The sequence below is a fragment of the Streptomyces pseudovenezuelae genome (genome assembly GCF_001513955.1).
GTDB classification, from domain to species: Bacteria; Actinomycetota; Actinomycetes; order Streptomycetales; family Streptomycetaceae; genus Streptomyces; species Streptomyces pseudovenezuelae.
Window position 1 is genome coordinate 37,163 of record NZ_KQ948147.1, and the last position, 19,316, is coordinate 56,478.

General features: G+C 71.9%; 22 protein-coding genes. 12 read left to right on the forward strand and 10 right to left on the reverse strand.

The features are described 5' to 3' along the window. The first annotated feature begins 176 nt into the window (after positions 1-176). Positions 177-1,088, forward strand: a complete 912-nt coding sequence (locus tag AQI94_RS16565) for a DMT family transporter (RefSeq protein WP_031037078.1) — start codon at positions 177-179, stop codon at positions 1,086-1,088. 44 nt (positions 1,089-1,132) lie between these two features. Here AQI94_RS16565 and AQI94_RS16570 read toward each other — a convergent pair whose 3' ends face one another. Together AQI94_RS16570 and AQI94_RS16575 are read right to left on the reverse strand one after the other, a co-directional pair. Beyond that, the gene (locus tag AQI94_RS16570; RefSeq protein WP_031037075.1) at positions 1,133-1,765 is read right to left on the reverse strand and encodes an FMN-binding negative transcriptional regulator; all 633 of its coding nucleotides are present in this window, start codon (positions 1,763-1,765) and stop codon (positions 1,133-1,135) included. Beyond that, positions 1,765-2,448 (reverse strand): pyridoxamine 5'-phosphate oxidase family protein, encoded by a 684-nt coding sequence (locus tag AQI94_RS16575; protein ID WP_031037072.1) that lies wholly within the window; start codon positions 2,446-2,448, stop codon positions 1,765-1,767. Before AQI94_RS16575 ends, AQI94_RS16570 begins: the two co-directional genes overlap by 1 nt. 35 nt (positions 2,449-2,483) lie before the next feature. Here AQI94_RS16575 and AQI94_RS16580 point away from each other — a divergent pair, with 35 nt between their 5' ends. Further along, complete coding sequence (locus tag AQI94_RS16580) at positions 2,484-3,818, forward strand: aminotransferase class I/II-fold pyridoxal phosphate-dependent enzyme (protein ID WP_078902573.1); 1,335 nt, start codon at positions 2,484-2,486, stop codon at positions 3,816-3,818. A 32-nt stretch (positions 3,819-3,850) separates the two neighbouring features. Here AQI94_RS16580 and AQI94_RS16585 read toward each other — a convergent pair whose 3' ends face one another. Next, on the reverse strand, positions 3,851-4,810 hold the full coding sequence (locus AQI94_RS16585) for a DMT family transporter (RefSeq protein ID WP_031037066.1): 960 nt from the start codon (positions 4,808-4,810) through the stop codon (positions 3,851-3,853). A 38-nt stretch (positions 4,811-4,848) separates the two neighbouring features. Here AQI94_RS16585 and AQI94_RS16590 point away from each other — a divergent pair, with 38 nt between their 5' ends. Continuing rightward, positions 4,849-5,751: a LysR family transcriptional regulator gene (locus AQI94_RS16590; protein ID WP_031037063.1), complete on the forward strand. Its 903-nt coding sequence runs from the start codon at positions 4,849-4,851 to the stop codon at positions 5,749-5,751. Between the two features lies 1 nt (position 5,752). On the opposite strand, the gene AQI94_RS16595 is transcribed toward AQI94_RS16590, so the two are convergent. Further along, a complete protein-coding gene (locus tag AQI94_RS16595; RefSeq protein ID WP_031037059.1) occupies positions 5,753-6,220 on the reverse strand; it encodes a pyridoxamine 5'-phosphate oxidase family protein in 468 nt (155 codons plus the stop codon). 138 nt (positions 6,221-6,358) lie between these two features. Between AQI94_RS16595 and AQI94_RS16600 the strand changes: the two genes are divergently transcribed. Further along, entirely contained in the window at positions 6,359-7,000 is a 642-nt protein-coding gene (locus AQI94_RS16600; RefSeq protein WP_031037056.1) for a cysteine hydrolase family protein, read from the forward strand. Between the two features lie 4 nt (positions 7,001-7,004). Here AQI94_RS16600 and AQI94_RS16605 read toward each other — a convergent pair whose 3' ends face one another. Further along, complete coding sequence (locus tag AQI94_RS16605; RefSeq protein ID WP_031037053.1) at positions 7,005-7,451, reverse strand: Rieske (2Fe-2S) protein; 447 nt, start codon at positions 7,449-7,451, stop codon at positions 7,005-7,007. A gap of 91 nt (positions 7,452-7,542) precedes the next feature. Here AQI94_RS16605 and AQI94_RS16610 point away from each other — a divergent pair, with 91 nt between their 5' ends. The 7 genes from AQI94_RS16610 (at position 7,543) to AQI94_RS16640 (ending at position 13,664) form a co-directional block, all read left to right on the forward strand. Beyond that, positions 7,543-8,298 (forward strand): HipA family kinase, encoded by a 756-nt coding sequence (locus AQI94_RS16610; protein ID WP_031037050.1) that lies wholly within the window; start codon positions 7,543-7,545, stop codon positions 8,296-8,298. Then, positions 8,295-8,711, forward strand: coding sequence for a DUF3037 domain-containing protein (locus tag AQI94_RS16615; protein WP_062229790.1), 417 nt, complete (start codon positions 8,295-8,297; stop codon positions 8,709-8,711). The genes AQI94_RS16610 and AQI94_RS16615 overlap by 4 nt, the downstream gene beginning before the upstream one ends. A gap of 153 nt (positions 8,712-8,864) precedes the next feature. Continuing rightward, positions 8,865-9,626: a 3-oxoacyl-ACP reductase FabG gene (fabG, locus tag AQI94_RS16620; RefSeq protein ID WP_031037046.1), complete on the forward strand. Its 762-nt coding sequence runs from the start codon at positions 8,865-8,867 to the stop codon at positions 9,624-9,626. Positions 9,627-9,638: 12 nt separating this feature from the next. Next, positions 9,639-10,403, forward strand: a complete 765-nt coding sequence (locus AQI94_RS16625) for an SDR family oxidoreductase (protein ID WP_031037044.1) — start codon at positions 9,639-9,641, stop codon at positions 10,401-10,403. Positions 10,404-10,594: 191 nt separating this feature from the next. Next, complete coding sequence (locus AQI94_RS16630; protein WP_031037042.1) at positions 10,595-12,175, forward strand: ABC transporter substrate-binding protein; 1,581 nt, start codon at positions 10,595-10,597, stop codon at positions 12,173-12,175. A gap of 80 nt (positions 12,176-12,255) precedes the next feature. Then, on the forward strand, positions 12,256-12,939 hold the full coding sequence (locus AQI94_RS16635) for a uracil-DNA glycosylase (RefSeq protein ID WP_031037040.1): 684 nt from the start codon (positions 12,256-12,258) through the stop codon (positions 12,937-12,939). Between the two features lie 203 nt (positions 12,940-13,142). Then, the gene (locus AQI94_RS16640) at positions 13,143-13,664 is read left to right on the forward strand and encodes a hypothetical protein (RefSeq protein WP_031037036.1); all 522 of its coding nucleotides are present in this window, start codon (positions 13,143-13,145) and stop codon (positions 13,662-13,664) included. Between the two features lie 12 nt (positions 13,665-13,676). Here AQI94_RS16640 and AQI94_RS16645 read toward each other — a convergent pair whose 3' ends face one another. Both AQI94_RS16645 and AQI94_RS16650 read right to left on the reverse strand, forming a co-directional pair. Continuing rightward, on the reverse strand, positions 13,677-14,129 hold the full coding sequence (locus tag AQI94_RS16645) for a hypothetical protein (RefSeq protein ID WP_225890205.1): 453 nt from the start codon (positions 14,127-14,129) through the stop codon (positions 13,677-13,679). A gap of 199 nt (positions 14,130-14,328) precedes the next feature. Further along, positions 14,329-14,841, reverse strand: a complete 513-nt coding sequence (locus tag AQI94_RS16650; protein ID WP_031059333.1) for a DinB family protein — start codon at positions 14,839-14,841, stop codon at positions 14,329-14,331. A 119-nt stretch (positions 14,842-14,960) separates the two neighbouring features. Between AQI94_RS16650 and AQI94_RS16655 the strand changes: the two genes are divergently transcribed. Next, a complete protein-coding gene (locus AQI94_RS16655; RefSeq protein ID WP_031059331.1) occupies positions 14,961-15,866 on the forward strand; it encodes a Gfo/Idh/MocA family protein in 906 nt (301 codons plus the stop codon). Here the strand turns inward: AQI94_RS16655 and lnt are convergent. The 3 genes from lnt to AQI94_RS16670 form a co-directional block, all read right to left on the reverse strand. Then, the gene (gene lnt, locus AQI94_RS16660; protein WP_031059329.1) at positions 15,790-17,349 is read right to left on the reverse strand and encodes an apolipoprotein N-acyltransferase; all 1,560 of its coding nucleotides are present in this window, start codon (positions 17,347-17,349) and stop codon (positions 15,790-15,792) included. The two genes, AQI94_RS16655 and lnt, sit on opposite strands and share 77 nt — an antisense overlap. A gap of 63 nt (positions 17,350-17,412) precedes the next feature. Then, positions 17,413-17,895 (reverse strand): nuclear transport factor 2 family protein, encoded by a 483-nt coding sequence (locus AQI94_RS16665; RefSeq protein ID WP_037945311.1) that lies wholly within the window; start codon positions 17,893-17,895, stop codon positions 17,413-17,415. A gap of 229 nt (positions 17,896-18,124) precedes the next feature. Next, positions 18,125-19,297, reverse strand: a complete 1,173-nt coding sequence (locus AQI94_RS16670) for an FAD-dependent monooxygenase (protein ID WP_031059326.1) — start codon at positions 19,295-19,297, stop codon at positions 18,125-18,127. Between the last annotated feature and the right edge of the window lie 19 nt (positions 19,298-19,316).

Consider the following 19,316-nt stretch of genomic DNA (forward strand, 5'->3'; position numbering starts at 1 on the left):
ATACGCGCACCCTGATCGTCTCTCCGCCGGCCGCCTGAGGCGGGCCCTCCGGAGACCACGCCCGGCCTGTCGCCGGGCTGAACGGTGCTGCCCGCAGACGAAGTCCGCGGACCCCGCCCACGAGCGGGCGTCCTCTTCCGAACTTCCGCGCCTCGGCGCGACTGCGGAGAGAACACGTGTCGCATGCTTCCTCAGGCCTGCCCGTCGGGCGAGGCCTCGTCTATCTGATCGTCGCCGGTACCACCTGGGGCACCGCGGGAGCGGTCGCCTCCCTGGTCTACCGGACCAGTGACCTGGGCCCGGTGGCCCTGTCCTTCTGGCGCTGCGCGGCCGGGCTGGCGGTACTGCTCGCGGTCCGTCCCGTACGGCCACGCGCGCGTACGGCCGTCTCGGAACCGCTCGGTCGCCGGGCCCTGCGGATCGGCGCGTCGGGCGTCGGGCTCGCGGTGTTCCAGACCGCCTACTTCGCCGCCGTACGGTCCACCGGGCTCGCCGTGGCCACCGTCGTCACCCTGGGAGCGGGTCCCGTGCTCATCGCCCTCGGGGCCCGCCTCACCCTCGGGGAGCGGATCGGGCGCGGCGGAGCCGTCGCCGTCACCGGAGCGCTCGCCGGACTCGGGGTACTGACACTGGGCGGCGCGGACGCGGCGGTCCGCCCCCTGGGTGTGCTGCTCGGACTGCTCTCGGCGGCGGGCTGCTGTGTGATGACCCTGATCACGCGGGCTGCCCGGGCGGAGTCCTCCGGAACGTCGGTGGCGGTGTTCGCGGTCACCAGCCTCTGCCTGCTGCCCCTCGCGCTGGACGAGGGACTGCTGCCGCACACGGCCCGACCCGCGCTGCTCCTGGGCCTGTTGGCGTACCTGGCGATCGTCCCGACGGCTCTCGCCTACACCCTGTATTTCGCCGCCGCCGCGGTCGTCCGCTCCACCACCGTCTCCGTGATCATGCTGCTCGAACCGGTGAGCGCGGCGGTGGCGGCCGTCGTGCTCTTCGGCGAGCGCCTCACCCCGGCCGTCCTTGTCGGCACCCTGCTGATGCTGGGCGCGGTCGCGGGGCTCGCGGTGACGGAGACGCGCGTGGCCGCCTGACGAGAGAACGGGGCCCTTCTCGACGAAGGGCCCCGTTCGCCGTCTCAGGCGCGCTGCCTCCGCAGCAGGTGCTCGCGTGCCGCCGCGTCCCCGGGGCCGTCCCGGTCCGCCAGCCGGTCCGCGATCCGCTCCCGCACTTCGGCGTCCCTCTTGCCCGCGTACTTGAACTTCGCCCGCACACCGGTCACTTCCAGCCGCAGCCCGCGAATCCCCGACAGCATCCGCCCGTACGGCACCTCGCCCACCGCCACCCGTGCGGAACCGCCCTCCGGCTGGAAGTGGCCGACCTGGCGGTTCAGGAGCGCGGCCTTCTCCGCCGGGTCGTCCACCAGGTACGCCCGGCACCGCAGTTGGACCGCCGCGTAGAAACTCGTGGGCGTACCGTGCTCGGACGGTCCGTCCGGGTCGGCCTGCCACGGGCCCGGGACGTACGCGTAGTCGTCGACCACGCTCAGCAGGCAGTCCGGGTTCGCCTCCAGCGCGGCCCACAGCGGGTTGGGCCGTGCGAGATGGGTGAGGACCTCGCCCCGCGCGGGGTCGTGGACGAAGTGCAGCGGCTGCACGAACGGCGGCTCGCCGGCGGGGCCGTTGACGGCGAGCTGCCCGAAGTCGTGGACGGTGAGCCACTGGTGCCACTCGGCGTCGTCACGGGCCGCGTCCCAGGGGTGGATCAGCATCACAGCGCCGCGAGGTAGTCCGGGACCTCGGTGCCGGGGTCCAGGTGTGAGTCGGCGATCGGGGTGCCGTAGCCCTTGCGCAGCGGGAGCAGGCCGGCCCAGTGGGGGAGGGCGAGGTCCTCGGGTTCGTCGTTGACACCGCCGGTGCGGAGCTTGGCGGAGACCTCGTCGAGGTCGAGGCGGATGACGGCGGTGGCGGCCAGTTCCTTCTTGTTGGCGGGGCGGGAGTCGAGAGCCCGCCCGGGGACCACGTGGTCGACCAGGGCGTCGAGGGCGAGGCGCCTCTCCTCGGGGTCCGTCACGTCGTAGGCGAGTCCGTGCACCACCACCGAGCGGTAGTTGATCGAGTGGTGGAAGGCCGAGCGGGCCAGGACCAGGGCGTCGACATGGGTGACCGTCAGGCACACCGGCAGCCCCGGGTCCGCCTGGCCGGTCATCCGCAGCGGGCGCGAACCGGTCGAGCCGTGGACGTAAAGACGCTCGCCCACCCGGCCGTACAGCGTGGGCAGCACCACCGGGGCGCCGTCCCGCACGAAGCCGAGGTGGCAGACGTATCCCTCGTCGAGTATCGAGTGCACCAGTTCCCTGTCGTACGAGGCCCGGCCGGGGGAGCGCGTCGGGACGGTGCGGTCGGTCGGTGCGTAGGCGGTCGGCTCCGGCGTGGTCGCGGGGGGCCCCTGCATTGCGGTCTCCATTGCACTAGTGCATAATCTGCTTTGTGCTAGGAGAATATCGGATCGAAGGGCGACGCGCAGCGGAGATTGCGGCGAGCGTCGAGCAAGCGGTGGGTGCCGGGGAGCTGCGGCCGGGTCAACTGCTGCCTCCTATGCGGGAGTTGGCGAACGAGCTGGGCGTGAATCCCAACACGGTCGCGGCGGCGTACCGCACCCTGCGCGAGCGCGGGGTCATCGAGACCGCCGGCCGCAGGGGCAGCCGGGTCCGGCCGAAGCCGGCGACCACGGGCCGCGAGGACATCCGGGTGGAGGTGCCGGAGGGGGTGCGGAACGTGGCGAACGGCAACCCGGACCCCGCGCTGCTGCCCCCGCTGGCGCCCGCCTTCGCGGCGGCCGCCGAACAGGGCGACCGGGAGCCGGTCCTGTACGGGGAAGCGAGCGTCGACCCGGAGCTGGCCCGCCTGGCGCGCGAGGCGCTCGACGCGGACGGCGTCCCGGCCGGCCCGCTCGCCGTCGGCTCCGGATCGCTCGACGTGATCGAGCGTGTCCTGGCCGCCCACCTCAAGCCCGGCGACACGGTCGCCGTGGAGGACCCCGGCTGGGGCAGCCTCCTCGACCTGGTCCCGGCACTGGGGCTGCGGATCGCCCCGGTGGGCGTGGACGACGAGGGGCCGCTGCCCGACGACGTCCGCAGGGCCCTGGATGCGGGCGCCCGGGCTCTGATCGTCACCGACCGGGCCCAGAACCCGACCGGCGCCTCGGTGACCGCCACGCGCGCGCGTGCTCTCCGCGCGGTCCTCGTGGACCACCCGGACATCCTCCTCGTCGAGGACGACCACGGCCACGGCATCGTCGACCTCGCCCTGCACCCGCTGGCCGGAGACACCCGCCACTGGGCCTTCGTCCGCTCGGTGGCCAAGGCCTACGGCCCCGATCTGCGCCTCGCCGTCCTCACCGGCGACGAGGTCACCGTCGACCGCGTCCACGGCCGTCACCGCCTGGGCCCCGGCTGGGTCAGCCGCATCACCCAGCGGGCGGTGGTGCACCTGTGGGCGGACGGCGTACTGGACACCGCGAAGGTGGCGGCCGCCTACCGCGAGCGCCGCGACCGGCTGATCGACGCGCTGGCGGAACGCGGCGTCGAGGCCCACGGCCGCAGCGGCCTCAATGTGTGGATCCCGGTCCCGGACGAGACGGGCGCGGTGTCCCGTCTCCTGCACGCGGGCTGGGCGGTGGCCCCGGGTGCCCGCTTCAGGATGGGCGCACCGCAGGGCATCAGGGTGACCGTGGCCGCGCTGCGGGACGCCGAGGTCGCCCCCTTGGCGGACGCCGTCGCAAGGGCGCTGGGCCCGGCGCGACCCGCGGGCACGTACAGGTGAGTCGCCTGAGGGGCCCGCTGTGGCGCCGCCCCTCAGGCGCGTCGGCGCACCTGTGTGAGCGCGGCCCCCGCCAGCACCACCACCGCCCCCACCGGCGTGGACCAACGCAACGACTCCCCGAGCACCGCGACGCCCGCCGCCGTGGCGATGACCGGAATGAAGTACGTGACCATCTGTGCGGTGGTCGGCCCGACCTCGGCGACCAGCCCGTACTGCAGGAGCACCGCCAGTCCCGTGCCGAGCGCCCCCAGAGCGGCGACGGCGAGCAGGGGCAGCAGGTGCACGTGGGTCGGCACACCGGCGAACAGCGGGGTCACCAGCGCCAGTTGCAGGGTCACCAGCAGCAACTGCGCCCCCGTCAGGGATATGTGGGAGTGCCCGACCCCGGCCAGCGTCCGGCGCACGTAGATCCACCCGACCGGATAGCTGAGCGAGGCCAGCAGGGCCATCGCCGTCCCCCTGCCGTCCAGTCCGCTGAAGCCCTGCCATGCGCCGAGAACCGTCAGCACCCCCAGGAACCCGAGCCCGAGCCCCGCGACCCGCACGCGCGTGGGCCGGTCCTCGGACAGGGCGACGAGGGACAGGGCCATTCCCCACAACGGCGAGGTCGCGTTGCAGATCCCCGCCAGCGTGGAGGGGATCGTCAGTTCCGCGTAGGCGAAGAGCGAGAACGGCAGCGCGTTCAGCAGGAACCCGGCGACCGCCAGATGCCCCCATGTCCGCCCCCCGCGGGGGAGCCGCTCCCGCTTCACCGCCATCGCGGCGGCGAGCACCAGCGTCCCGAACACCAGGCGCCCGAGCGTCACCTGGAAGGGGGCGTACCCCTCGGTGCCCACCTTGATGAGGAGAAAGCTGAACCCCCAGATCAGCGAGAGCACACCGAAGCGCAGACGCCAGTCGAGGGCGGGACGGCGGGCGGCCAGGACGGGGGCCTCGGTGGCGGTCGCGGTGGTCATACCGGCCACGATCCGGCAAGCGATCTCGTAGCACAAGCGAGTATTTCCGCGAGATATCTCGTAGTATTGCTTACATGTTGAACCTGGAGCGCCTGCGCACCCTCGACGCCCTCGCCCGGCACGGCTCGGTCAGCGGCGCCGCCGAGGGTCTGCACATCACCACCTCGGCCGTCTCGCAGCAGATGTCCAAGCTGGAGCGCGAGGTGGGCCAGCAGCTCCTCGCCAAGAACGGCAGGGGAGTGCGGCTCACCGACGCCGGCCGGCTCCTCGCCGACCACGCGGCGCGCATCCTGTCCCAGGTCGAGCTCGCGCAGTCCGATCTGGAGGCCCAACGTGGGCAGGTGGTGGGGGAGTTGCGGCTCGCCGCGTTCCCGACGGCGGCGCGGGGGCTGTTCCCGGCCGCGATCGCCGGGCTGCGTGCGGCGCATCCCGGGCTGCGGATCGGCTCGCGCGAGATGGAGCCGGAATCCGCGGTCCAGGCGGTGATCCGCGGGGACTTCGACCTCGCGGTCGTCCTGGACTGGTACAACAAGCCGCTGCCGATGCCGGACGGACTGGTGAAGGCCTCGATCGTCGACGACACCGCCGACGTGGCGATGCCCGCGACCCACCGCCACGCGCACCGCGACGAGGTCGACCTGGAGGACTTCGCCGACGACGACTGGGTCACCTGGGGCGAGAGCGAGTTCTGCGACGAGTGGCTGATGCACACCCTGCGCTCCAAGGGGATCGAACCCCGAGTCGCGCACCGCGCGGAGGAGCATCCGACCCAACTCGCCCTGGTCGGGGCCGGACTGGGCGTGTGCGTGGCGCCCCGGCTCGGACGCGGGCCGGTCCCGGAGGGGGTGCGGACCGTGCCCGTGCGGCAGTCGGTCAGCCGGCACATCTACGCCGTGTGGCGCGCGGACGCCGACCGCCGCCCGTCGATCCGGGCGGCGGTGGAGGCGCTGAAGTCGGCGGCGGAACAGGCCGTCTGAGTCAGGCGGAGCCCAGCTTGCGGAAGTCCCAGGAGACGATCTTCTCGGGGGTCAGCCGTATCCACGCGTGCCGTCCGTCGTGCGGCATCTCCTCCAGGCGGAAGTTCTTGCGGGCGAACAGCGTCTCGGGGACGTCGAGTTCGGCGCGGAGCTCGCCGGTGCGCGGGGCCTCGCCCACGAAGTCCACGGTCCCCGACAGCTCCACGCCGCGCAGTTCGTCGTACTCCTCACCCGTGTCCACCACGATCGCGACCCGCGGATCCCGCCGGAGATCCGTCCAGCGCTTGCTGCGCACCACGGAGTACAGCCACATCGAGGTGCCGTCCCAGGCGAACCAGAGCGTGCTGACATGCGGAGCGCCGTCGGTGGACACCGTGGCGACCCGGCAGGTGCGCTGACTGGTGAGGAACTCGTCCAGTTCACCCGGCGTCATCATGATCTTCCGGCCCCGGCGCTGTGTGACGGTCATGCGTCCCCCTCTTTCTCTCACGTCGTGTCAGAGGAGAGATCCTCTGACATCACGTCAGAAAAGGATGGGTCGTCTTCCGTCCGCACGCAATGGTGGCTACTGTCACCGGCTCCGGGCCGTCGGCGACGAGGGGGAACCGTGCCGTCGTACGAACAACTCAGCGAGCTGATCGATCCCGAGAGCACCGTCCTGCTCACCGTCGAGTGCCAGCAGGGCGTGGTCGGACCCGAGAGCGCCCTGCCCGAACTCGCCCGTGCGGCACGGACCTCGGGCGCTCTCGCCAACATCGCCCGGCTGGTCGCCGCCGCGCACGGGAGCGGGGTCCAGGTGATCCACGCGATCGCCGAACGCCGTCCGGACGGACGCGGCGCGAACCGCAACGCCCGCCTCTTCCACGCCGCCGAGCGCCTGCCCGTCCAGCAGCTGACCGGGACCACCGCCGTGCGGGTGGCGGCCCCCATCGAGGTGGGCGAGGAGGACATCGTCGTACGACGGCTGCACGGCCTCTCGCCCATCCAGGGCACCGAGGTCGACGCGCTGCTGCGCAACCTCGGCTGCCGCACCCTCCTCGTCACCGGGGTCTCCGCCAACGTGGCGGTGCCCAACGCCGTCTTCGACGCGGTGAACCGCGGCTACCACGCCCTGGTGGTGACGGACGCCGTCGCCGGAGTGCCCATCGACTACACCCCGGCGATGATCCGCCATACGCTCGCCCTCGTCGCCACCCTCGCGACCACGGACGAGGTCCTGGGCTGTCTCCGACGGCCCCGCCGCGCCTGACATCTCATGCCAGGGTGATCGAGTCGCCGCTGACGGTGATCTTCTCCTCGGGCAGCGGCTGGGTCGCCGGCCCCTTCTTCACGCTGCCGTCGGCCACCGAGAACTCGCTCTTGTGGCACGGACAGGTGATGACCCCGTTGGCGATGCCCGACACCGCACACCCCTGGTGGGTGCACTTCGACGAGAACGCCTTGAACTCGCCCGCCGTGGGCTGGGTGACCACCACGCCCGAGTCCTTGAAGATCTTGCCGCCGCCCTCGGGGATGTCCGAGGTCTTGGCGAGCGCACTGCCGGCTCCGGCTCCGGCTCCGGCCGCGTCCGACGCGGCCGGAGAGGGGTCGTCCTCGGACCCGCACGCGTTCAGGGTGAGGGCGAGCCCCGCCGCGCCGACCGCCGCCACGACGACCCTGCGACTGGGGGCCGATGCGGGATGAATCGATTCGCTGGCCATGCTGACGTCCCCTTCCACGGATTCTCCGAACTGCCCTGAGGTACGGCCCCGGAGTGCCCGTTGTTCAGACACCCCCCAGTAACCTGGGGCGATGCTCAAGGAAGCCATCGCGACCCGCTTCATCACGCCCCTGCGTGAGGGCGGCTCGCTGCCGGGGCTCGTCGAGGCCGACGACCACGGGACGTACGTCATCAAGTTCACCGGCGCCGGACAGGGCCGCAAGACGCTGGTCGCCGAGGTGGTGGCCGGGGAACTCGCCCGCCGGCTCGGTTTCCGGGTGCCGCGGCTCCTGACGCTCGACCTCGACCCGGACCTGGGGCTCGGCGAGCCCGACGAGCGGGTGCAGGGGCTTCTCAAGTCCAGCGGCGGCACCAACCTCGGCATGGACTTCCTCTCCGGAGCGCTCGGCTTCGACCCGCTCGCCTTCCCGGTGAGCCGCGAGGAGGCCGGCCGGATCGTCTGGTTCGACGCGCTGGTCAACAACGTCGACCGCTCCTGGCGCAACCCCAACCTGCTGTGGTGGCAGCGCGAGGTGTGGCTCATCGACCACGGCGCGACGATGATCTGGCAGCACAACTGGCCCGGCGCGGAGAAGTCCGCCGCCCGTCCCTACGACGCCTCGGACCACGTCCTGAAGCCCTTCGCGCCGGATCTCGCCGGCGCCGCCGCCGACCTGGCTCCCCGCGTCACCGAGGACCTCCTCGCCGAGGTCACCGCCGAGATCCCGGACGCCTGGCTGGCGGACGAGCCCGGCTTCGAGTCGCCGGACGCCCTCCGGCGGACCTACGCACGGCCGCTGCTCGCCCGCGCGGCCGTCGTTCACGAGCGGATCGAGGGGATCAAGTGACCGAGCGCCACATCATCAGGGGCGGACGCACCGACGACCGCGAGGTCTTCGAGTACGCCCTGCTGCGGGTCGTTCCCCGGATCGAGCGCGGCGAGGGCATCAACGCCGGGGTGCTCGTGTACTGCCGTGCCAAGGCGTACGTCGGGGTGCGCACCCACCTCGACGAGGGCCGGCTGCGGGCGCTCGACCCGGACGCGGACGTGGCCGGCGTCCGGGCCGCGCTGCAGGCCGTCGAAGGGGTGTGCGCCGGTGGCGAGGCGGCCGGGCAGGCCGCGCACGACGACGCCGGGCGGCGCTTTCGCTGGCTGATCGCGCCCCGCTCCACCGTCGTCCAGCCGGGCCCCGTGCACACCGGGCTCACCACCGATCCGGCCGCCGAACCGGAGCGTCTGCTCGACCTGCTGGTCAGGTAATGGATCACACCCGGCTCGTGTGGCGTTGACACCGCGTGCCATGGCTTCTAGCGTCACGTCTGCTGAAGGTACTAAGCGGTCGCTCACCACACGGGCCGTGCAACCCAGGTCGATTTCCCCAGGGCGATTTCTCAAGGGCGAGGAGAACCAGCAATGTCCACCACTGAGCAGCGGGTAGCCGTGGTCACGGGTGCCGCGCGCGGCATCGGCGCCGCCACCGCCGTACGACTGGCGGCCGAGGGCCGTGCGGTCGCCGTGATCGATCTCGACGAGGCCGCCTGCAAGGACACCGTGGAGAAGATCACCGCGGCCGGCGGCCGGGCGATCGCGGTCGGCGCGGACGTCTCCGACGAGGCCCAGGTGCAGGCCGCCGTCGCGCGCGTGGCCGAGGAGCTCGGCGCGCCGACCATCCTCGTGAACAACGCGGGCGTGCTCCGCGACAACCTGCTGTTCAAGATGAGCGTCTCCGACTGGGACACCGTCCTGAACGTGCACCTGCGCGGGTCCTTCCTGATGACCAAGGCCGTCCAGAAGCACATGGTCGACGCCGGCTTCGGCCGGGTGGTCAACCTGTCCTCCTCCTCGGCGCTCGGCAACCGCGGCCAGGCCAACTACTCCGCCGCCAAGGCCGGTCTGCAGGGCTTCACCAAGACCCTCGCCATCGAGCTCGGCAAGTTCGGCATCACCGCCAACGCCGTGGCCCCCGGCTTCATCGCCACCGACATGACCGCCGCCACCGCCGAGCGCGTCGGCATGGGCTTCGAGGAGTTCAAGGCCGCGGCCGCCACCCAGATCCCGGTCGCGCGCGTCGGCGAGCCCGACGACATCGCCAACGCCATCGCCTTCTTCACCGGCGAGGCGGCCGGATTCGTCTCCGGCCAGGTGCTGTACGTCGCCGGCGGACCGCTCGACTAGGGAAACGGGACCATGACTTCGCAACTCCCCGAGCTTTCGGGCAAGGTCGCGCTCATCACGGGCGCCAGCCGCGGTATCGGTTACGGCGTCGCCGAGGCGCTCGTCGCGCGCGGTGACCGGGTGGTCATCACCGGCCGCACCGAGGACGCGCTCAAGGAGGCCGTCGAGCAGCTCGGCGCCGAGCGTGCTGTCTACGTCGCCGGCAAGGCGCACGACGAGGAGCACCAGAGGGTCGCCGTCGAGCGCGCCATGGACGCCTTCGGCCGCATCGACTACCTGGTCAACAACGCCGGCACCAACCCGGTGTTCGGGCCCATCGCCGACCTCGACCTCAACGTGGCCCGCAAGGTCTTCGAGACCAACGTGATCTCCGCGCTCGGCTTCGCCCAGCGGACCTGGCACGCCTGGCAGAAGGACAACGGCGGCGCGATCGTCAACATCGCCTCCGTCGCGGGCATCGCGCCCTCGCCCTTCATCGCCGCCTACGGCGTCAGCAAGGCCGCGCTGATCAACCTCACCCAGCAGCTCGCCCACGAGTTCGCGCCGGGGGTGCGGGTCAACGCGATCGCCCCGGCCGTCGTGAAGACCAAGTTCGCGCAGGCCCTGTACGAGGGCCGCGAGGCCGAGGCCGCCGCGTCCTACCCGCTGGCCCGGCTCGGCGTCCCCTCCGACATCGGCGGCGCCGCGGCCTTCCTCACCTCCTCGCAGTCCGACTGGGTCACCGGCCAGACGCTCGTCGTGGACGGCGGCATCTTCCTCAACGCCGGCGTGGGCTGATCCTCGTCACCTCGGCACGGGCGTCCGTTGACAGCGACGGCGCCCGTGTCGACGCACAAAAGCCTCACAGGTGCACTACAGGGTCATCACCGATGAGACGATCAAACAGCCTGTGACCGAACCGGTTGAGTGTGCGTGGCGCTGCGGTATGTTTTGCCGACTCTCGGCACGGCATTTCGAGGAGCAAGCGCGTGTTCAAGCGGAACCGATACCTGCCACCTCTCGCGGCACTCGTGTCCATATCCACGGTGGCCGGATGCGGTGTGTTCTCCTCGGACTCCTCCGACAGCGGGAAGCCGATCGTCGTGGGGACCACCAGCGCCCCCGCCACGCTGGACCCGGCGGCCTCCTGGGACAACTCCTGGGAGCTGTTCCGCAACGTCTACCAGACGCTCCTCAACTACTCCCCGGGTGTGTCCGACCCCGAACCCGACGCCGCCGAGCGCTGTGAGTTCACGGACGCGCAGAGCACCGTGTACAGCTGCACGCTGCGCGAGGGCCTGAAGTTCTCCAACGGGCACACCCTGGACGCCAAGGCCGTCAAGTACTCGTTCGACCGCATCAAGAAGATCAACGTCAACGGCGGCCCCGCGGGCCTGCTGGGAACGCTGTCCCGGGTGCAGGTGAAGGGCGACCGCGAGGTGGTCTTCCACCTCAGCCAGCCCGACGCCACCTTCCCGCTGGTGCTCACCACGCCGGCCATGTCGATCGTGGACCCCGAGGAGTACTCCGCGACCTCGATCCGCAAGGACGGCAAGATCAGCGGTTCGGGGCCCTACAGCCTGGACTCCTACCAGGAGGGCGAGAAGGCCGAGCTCGTCCGCAACGACAACTACAAGGGCATAGCGGACCTCAAGAACAAGGCCGTCACCATCCGCTACTTCCAGCAGTCGGACGAGTTGGTCAAGGCCCTCAAGGACAAGGAGATCTCGGTCGTGTACCGGGGTCTGGGCGCAGCCGACACCGTGGACATCGAGGTCAACCAGCAGAAGGAGGGGCTCCAGCTCATCGAGAACCCCACCACCGAGATCAGTTACCTCGTGTTCAACCCCAGCGACCCGTGGTCCGCGAAGCCCGCGGTCCGCAAGGCCGTCGCCCAGATCGTCGACCGCCCGGCGCTGGTGCACTACGTCTACAAGGACACCGTCGAGCCGCTGTACTCCATGGTCCCGGCCGGACTCACCGGCCACACCACCGGCTTCTTCGACGACTTCGGGGACCCCAGCGTCGCCAAGGCCAAGAAGTACCTCACCGAAGCGGGGATCACCGAGCGCGTCCCGCTGACCCTCTGGTACACCAGCGACCGCTACGGCTCCACGACCAAGCCCGCCTTCCAGGAGCTGAAGCGTCAGCTGGAGGCCTCCGGCCTCTTCACGATCACGCTCAAGAGCCGTCCCTGGAAGACCTACGTCGAGGGCTACCAGAAGGGCGAGTACCCGGTGTTCGGGCGCGGCTGGTTCCCCGACTTCCACGACGCCGACAACTTCATCGCGCCCTTCGTGGGCAAGCAGAACGCGCTGGGCACCCCGTACGACGCCCCCGAGATCACCGGCAAGCTGCTCCCCGAGTCCCGCGCGGAGAGCGACCGCGGGGCTGTGGCGCCGCAGATCAAGGAAGCCCAGCAGGTCTTCGTGGACGACGCCCGGCTGGTGCCGCTGTGGCAGGGCAAGCAGTACGTGGCCGCGAACGAGGAGATCGCGGGCCTGGAGAAGGTCATCGACCCGGCGACCATGATGACGATGTGGGAGCTGTACTGGAAGACCAGCTGGTAGGTCGCCTCGCGGCAGCGATTGTCAGTGGGCGCCTGTAGGTTCTGAAGCCTGCAAGTGACCGCACATCGTGAGGAATTGACGTGACCGACACCGCCATGCTGCCCGAGTCCTGGCGCGGGGTTCTGGGCGACGAGCTGCAGCAGCCCTACTTCAAGGAGCTGACGGAGTTCGTCGAGGAGGAGCGGGCGAAGGGTCCCGTCTACCCGCCCCGCGAGGAGGTCTTCGCCGCCCTCGACGCGACGCCCTACGACCAGGTCAAGGTCCTGATCCTCGGCCAGGACCCGTACCACGGCGAGGGCCAGGGACACGGCCTGTGCTTCTCGGTCCGCCCGGGTGTGAAGACCCCGCCCTCCCTCCGGAACATCTACAAGGAGATGAAGGAGGAGCTGGGTCTGGAGATCCCGGACAACGGCTACCTCATGCCGTGGGCCCGGCAGGGCGTCCTGCTGCTCAACGCCGTGCTCACGGTCCGCTCCGGCGAGGCCAACTCGCACAAGGGCAAGGGCTGGGAGAAGTTCACCGACGCGGTGATCCGCGCGGTGGCCGAGCGGCCCGACCCGGCCGTCTTCGTCCTGTGGGGCAATTACGCGCAGAAGAAGCTCCCCCTGATCGACGAGAGCCGCCATGTGGTGGTCAAGGGCGCGCACCCCTCCCCGCTGTCCGCGAAGAAGTTCTTCGGCTCCCGCCCGTTCACGCAGATCAACGAGGCGGTCGCCCAGCAGGGCCACGAGCCGGTCGACTGGACGATCCCGAACCTCGGCTGACCTCTCCACCGGGCCGGTGCCGCACCGACCGGCCCGGTCCCGCCCGTCCGGATTGGTGCCCGGCGTCCACGCGGGTCGAACCGGCACCCGACGACGGCGCCGCAGATGGGCGTACCCGGCCACGCGCCGCCGACACGATCCGCCGGACAGGCCCTAGCGTCGGGGGGACAGCGACGAACGCCGACGAAGGCCCGGAGGACGCTTTGACGGAGCGACAGGAGCAGACGGCGCCGGATGCCGTGATGACACGGATCGGGCAGGTCGTCATGCTGTGTCACGCGGGGGACCGCGAGGAGGCCCGGCACCGCTTCCTGGAGCTGTGGGCGGAGATCGGCGAGGACGGCGACCCGCTGCACCGCTGCACCCTGGCCCACTACATGGCCGACGCCCAGGACGACCCCTGCGACGAACTCGCCTGGGACCTCAGGGCGTTGACGGCCGCCGAGGAGCTCACCGACGACCGGCCGGCCCGGCACGCGAGCGCGCTCGCCGTGCGCGCCCTGTATCCCTCGCTGCACCTCAATCTGGCCGCCGACTATGTGCGTCTCGCCCGCTCGGACGCCGCCCGCACCCATCTGCGCCGGGCCCGCCGGGCGGCGGACGCCCTGGGGGAGGACAGCTACAGCGACGGGGTGCGGGCGGCGATCAGCAGACTGGAGCTGCGGCTCGGCGAGGGCGGATCCGCCGGAGACGGAAGGTGGGGGCCGCCGCGGCAGCGGCCCTGAGCGCAGGTCGCCTCACCGCCCGTAGTTCTGGTCGCAGATGACCGACTCGGGGCTGCCCTCCTGCCAGCGGCCGTACTTCCTGCCCAGCGCGCAGACGTCCTTGGGGCCCTTGGGAACCGACTGGGGGACCGATCCGGCCACGTCCGGGATCTCGACACGCGGCTTGCGGTGGCGCGGGACGTCCGGGTGCCACGGCTCCGGACGGGCCGGACGCTCCGGGTGCTCCGGGTGCGCCGGATGCGCGTGGGCCGGCTGTCGGTGCTGCGGCCGCACGGGAGCCCCGGCGGCCCCCGGGGCCCTGCCGTGCGGCGCGGTTCCCCCGGGCTTCGCGGACGGGGACGGGTCGATCATGGACAGCGCCTCCTGGGCCGGAGCCTGCACGATCTGCGGCTCCGCCTGACCGTCCGGACGGGCGTCGGCCGGTCCCGGCAGCCGCGACGGTGCCGTCGCCGGCGGCCCGGACACGGGGGGACGCTGGACCGTCACACAGCCGGTGAGGGCCGAGACAGCCACGGTGACCAGGAGCGTTGCGGTAGTCGTGGTTCGATGCACCCGCGTCACTCTGCTGGTTCGGGCGACCCCGGCGACAGCGGACGAGCGGAGGTTGCCCCGCACGGGTGATCTCCGCCCCCGTACGGCGTGCTCAGGTCACCCGGTGCTGACGTCAGTCGCCCGCGGCGCCGTCGATGCGCTCGCGGATCAGGTCGGCGTGGCCGTTGTGGCGGGCGTACTCCTCGATCATGTGGGTGTAGAGCCAGCGCAGGTTGTACCGCTCGCCGGTCCGGCGGTGCTTGCCCACGGTCAGGTCGTCCAGGCCGAAGCGGGCGGTGTTCTCCCGGGCCCTGGTGATCTCGGCCTGCCAGGTGCTGTACGCCTCCTGCCAGGTGTCCGCCTCGGTGAGACGGAACTCGCCGTCCGGGTCGGCCTCGCTGTAGTAGATCGGCCCCGCGTCCTCGTCGGCGAGGACCCGGCGGAACCAGCTGCGCTCCACCTCCGCCATGTGCCGCACCAGGCCCATCAGGGAGAGCGTGGAGGGTTCCACCGAGGCCGTCCTGAGCTGGGCGTCGGTCAGGCCCTCGCACTTCCAGGCGAGGGTCTGCCGGTGGTAGTCCAGCCAGCCCTCCAGCATGCTGCGTTCGTCGGCGGTGGTCGAGGGTTCGGAGCGCTGCGTCGTCATGCTCGCATCCTGACCCACCTCGCCCCTGACCACCAGCGAGTTCCCGGCCGCCGGCCGGGGCCCGTCGCAGCCGCCGTATGCTTCCGGCAAGGCCCTGGCCAGACAACTGAGGAGTCCACGTGAAGGTCGGCTGCATCGGACTCGGTGACATCGCGCAGAAGGCGTATCTGCCGGTGCTCGGCGGTCGGCCCGGCGTCGAACTGCATGTGCAGACGCGGACCCCGGCCACGCTGACCCGGGTGGCCGACGGTCTCCACCTGCCCGCAGGACAGCGGCACCGGGACCTCGACTCGCTGCTCGCCGCGGACCTCGACGCCGCCTTCGTGCACGCGCCGACGATCGCGCACCCCGAGATCGTCGGCCGGTTGCTGGAGGCGGGCGTCCCGACCTACGTCGACAAGCCGCTGGCCTACGAGCTCGCCGACTCCGAACGGCTGGTGGCGCTCGCCGAGCAGCGGAACCTGAGCCTGGCCGTCGGCTTCAACCGGCGGTTCGCGCCCGGCTACGCGCAGTGCGTCGAGCATCCGCGCGAGCTGATCCTCATGCAGAAGAACCGGATCGGGCTCCCGGAGGAGCCGCGCGCGATGATCCTCGACGACTTCATCCACGTCGTCGACACCCTGCGATTCCTGGTGCCGGGGCCGGTCGACGACGTGACGGTACGCGCGCGCGTGGAGGACGGCCTGCTGCATCACGTCGTGCTCCAGCTCGCCGGGGAAGGCTTCACCGCGCTCGGGGTGATGAACCGGCTCAGCGGCTCGGCGGAGGAGATCCTCGAGGTCTCCGGGCAGGACACCAAGCGGCAGGTCCTCAACCTCGCCGAGGTCGTCGACCACAAGGGCCAGCCGACCGTGCGACGGCGCGGCGACTGGGTGCCGGTGGCCCGGCAGCGCGGCATCGAGCAGGCGGTGCTCGCCTTCCTCGACGCCGTGCGCGCGGGAAAGGTGCTCAGCGCCCGGGACGCGCTGGCGACTCATGAGCTGTGCGAGCGGGTGGTACGCGCGGTGCGGGAGCGGACCGCCTGAACCGCCGGCCCAGCAGGCCGGCGCACCACACGGCGAGGACCAGCAGGGACGCGTGCACCGGCCAGTCGCCGAAGCGGACATAGAGGGTCGTCCCGGTCGCCAGCGGTACGTCGTACACGCGGGAGGTGCTGGCATCGGTGCCGACCCACGGTCCGACACGCTGTCCGCTCGCGTCGTAGACGGCGGAGACACCGGTCAGGGTCGAGTGCACCATCGGTCGGCCCGTCTCGGCGGCGCGCAGGGCGGCGAGCGAGGCGTGCTGCTCGGGGGCCCAGCTCTGCTGGAAGGACGAGGTCGCCGACTGGGCGATCAGCACCTGGGAGCCGTCCTCGGCGAGATGACGGCTCATGTCGGGGAACGCCGACTCGAAGCACACCATGGGACCGATCTTCAGCCCGTGGCCGACGTCCATCACGACCTGCTCGGAGCCGTGCCGGCGGTTCTCGGCCGCCGCCTTGCCCACCGAGGTGGCCCAGCCGAGCAGCGAGCGGGCCGGGATGTACTCGCCGAAGGGGACCAGGCGCATCTTGTCGTAGCGGTCGCCGGTGAGCCCGCCGGGGCCGACGAGCACCGAACTCTTGTAGATGCCGGGCTTGTCGGAGCGGCGGGCGTCCACGTTGACGAGGATGTCGGCGCCGGTCTCGGCGGAGAGCGCCGCGATCCGCTGCGACAGGTCCGGCCGGTCCCCGAGGTCGAAACCGACACTGCTCTCGCCCCAGACGATCAGGTCGACGTCCTGCCCGGCGAGGTCGCGGGTCAGCTGCTCCTCACGGGCGAAGCGCCGGTCGGGGCCGTCGATCACACCGGGCTGGACGACGGCGATCCGTGTGCCTCCGTCCGTGTCGGGACGCGGCGACCACATCCAGGCCGCCGAGGTCACGGCGGCCGTGGCGACCAGGCCCGCCACCGCGGGGACCCGGGACCCGCGGACCGTCACCAGCACGGCGAGCGCCACATTGACGGCCACGATCAGGAAGCTGACCAGCCACACCCCGCCCACCGAGGCCAGCCGCAGCGCCGGCGCGACCTCCCACTGGCTGGCGCCCAGCACGCCCCAGGGGCCGCCGAGCCCCTGCCAGGAGCGCACGAGTTCGATGCCGAGCCAGCCCGAGGGCAGCACGGCCAGGGCGGCGGCGATCCGGCCGCGCGAGGGCGTCCCGGCCAGGAAGTGCCGTACCAGCGCGCCCCAGGGGGCCCACAGCGCGCCGAGCAGGGCGCCGATGACGAAGATGAACACGCTCAGGCTCGGCAGCAGCCAGTGGTGCATCCCCACCATGAACCCGAAACCGCCTGCCCAGCCGTCGTACGCCGCCCGTTTCGCCGTCGGGGCCGAGCGGATCAGCGCGATCCAGGGCACGAGGGCGACGTAGGCGAGCCACCACAGGGACGGCGCGGGGAACGCGAGGACGGGGAGGGCGCCTGCCAGCACGGCGACGGTCGAGCGCCGCCACGGGGAGGCGAGCCAGTGGCCGAACGAGTTCATACGGCGCCTCCTACCCCGTGCGGGTGACCAGTGTGCGTGTGTTGACCACCCGAGGGTGTCCGATCAGTTGATCACACGAGTGGGCCGGGGGTCGGGCAGACGCCGCCACTTCTCCCGTACGACGACCTCGCGCAGCCGCCAGCCCTCGTCCGTGCGCAGCAGGGCGAAGGCGTAGCGCCCGCCGCAGACGAAGTCGGGGGCGGTGGAAGGGGCCTCGTCGGCCAGACGCATGGGGTTGATGTAGTCGGCCTGGACGCGGGCCGTGTCACCGGTGTCCTGGTCCAGGGTGCCGAACCGGACGCGCCGGTTGACGATCAGATGCTGGCGCATCGAGAACAGCCGCAGGCTCTCCGCGAGCCATGCGGCCACGTGGTGCGCGTCCCCCTCGATCCCTCCCGCGGAGCGGTAGTCGGCCCGCCCGTCCGAGGTGAACAGACCTCGGTACGCCTCCCAGTCGCCGTCGTCCACGGCCACGGCGTAATCGGTGACGAGTGCGTCCACGGTCAGCCGGTCCATCACGGTCGCGAGCTCCACACGCTGCGTCATCGGCTCAGTGTTGGGCATGGGGCGGGCCGAGCCAAGGGGCGTGCGGGGACATTCGGAGGGCGGGGCGGGGGACGGCCGGGACGGCCGGTGAGTGGGGCGGGCAATCAGTTGCGGACGTCTGTCGCGGGGCCGTCCGGTATGGGGTAGTCGTCGGCGGGGGCGGAGGTCGCGTGCACGGTGGTGGGCGGGGTGGGGACGATCGGCACGGCCGGTGAGTGGGGGCGGGCGGTCAGCCGTCGGCCAGGACGTCGAGGGGCCAGGCGGCCGAGTGCGGGCCGAACCGGTTCTCGGCCGCGAGGGCGACCATGCGGGCGTTGCGGGCGTCCGCCTCGGGGCCGTCCGGCAGGTGGTAGTCATCGCCGGCGCGGGCGGAGCTCCGCTGCACGGTCGTGGCCGCCGGGGCCCGCCGGCGGACGTACCGGTCCAGCGCGTCGGGCACCTCGTCCGGTGCCCGGTCGGTGAGGCACTCGCCGAGGACGGCCGCGTCCATGACGGCCTGAGCCGCCCCCTGGGCCTGGAACGGCACCATCGCGTGCGCGCTGTCCCCGAGCAGCGTGACCCGGCCGAGGTTCCAGCGCGGGAGCGGGGCGCGCGTGTGGATGCCGTAGCGGAAGACCTGGCCGGCGCGGTCGAGGACGGTCAGCAGCCGGGGGTCCCAGCCGGCGAAGGCGCGCAGCGGCTCACCGGGTTCCGCCTGCACCGTCCACGACTCCTGGGCCAGTTGGTCCGTCGCGAACACGGCCACCATGTTGAGGAGTTCGCCGCGGCGCAGCCAGTAGTGCACGACATGGCGGCCGGGGCCGAGCCAGCCGGCGTACTCCGGGAGGTCCAGGTCGGCCACCTCGGCGGCGGGGAGGAGGGCCCGGTAGGCGGCGGTGTGCGAGAACACCGCCTCGTCCGCGCCGAAGAGCCACTGGCGGGCGGCTGAGCGGATGCCGTCGGCGGCCACGACGAGGTCGGCGGCCAGGCGTTCACCGCTCGCCGTGGTGACATGGGCCGCCTTGTCGTCCTGGTCGATCCCGACGACGGCGGTGGCCGGGCGCAGCACCTCGGGCGGTACGGCGGCCACCAGGGCGCGTTGGAGATCGGCCCGGTGGAGCTGGAGGTACGGCGCCCCGAACTCCTCCTCCGCCTCGCGGCCGATGACGTAACGGCAGATCTCGGAGCCGTCGGACCAGGTGCGGAAGCTCATGTGGGCCGGGCGCGTGGAGTGTTCGGCGACGGTGTCGAGCAGCCCCAGCCGGCGCAGTACGCGGGTGGCGTTGGGGGCGAGCTGGATGCCGGCGCCGATCTCGGTGAGCCGCCGCGACCGTTCGACGAGGGTCACGTCGTGGCCGGCCCGGCGCAGGCTCAGTGCCGCGGTCAGTCCGCCGATGCCCGCGCCCACGACGATCGCTCTCATGGCCTGACCTCACTTCGAG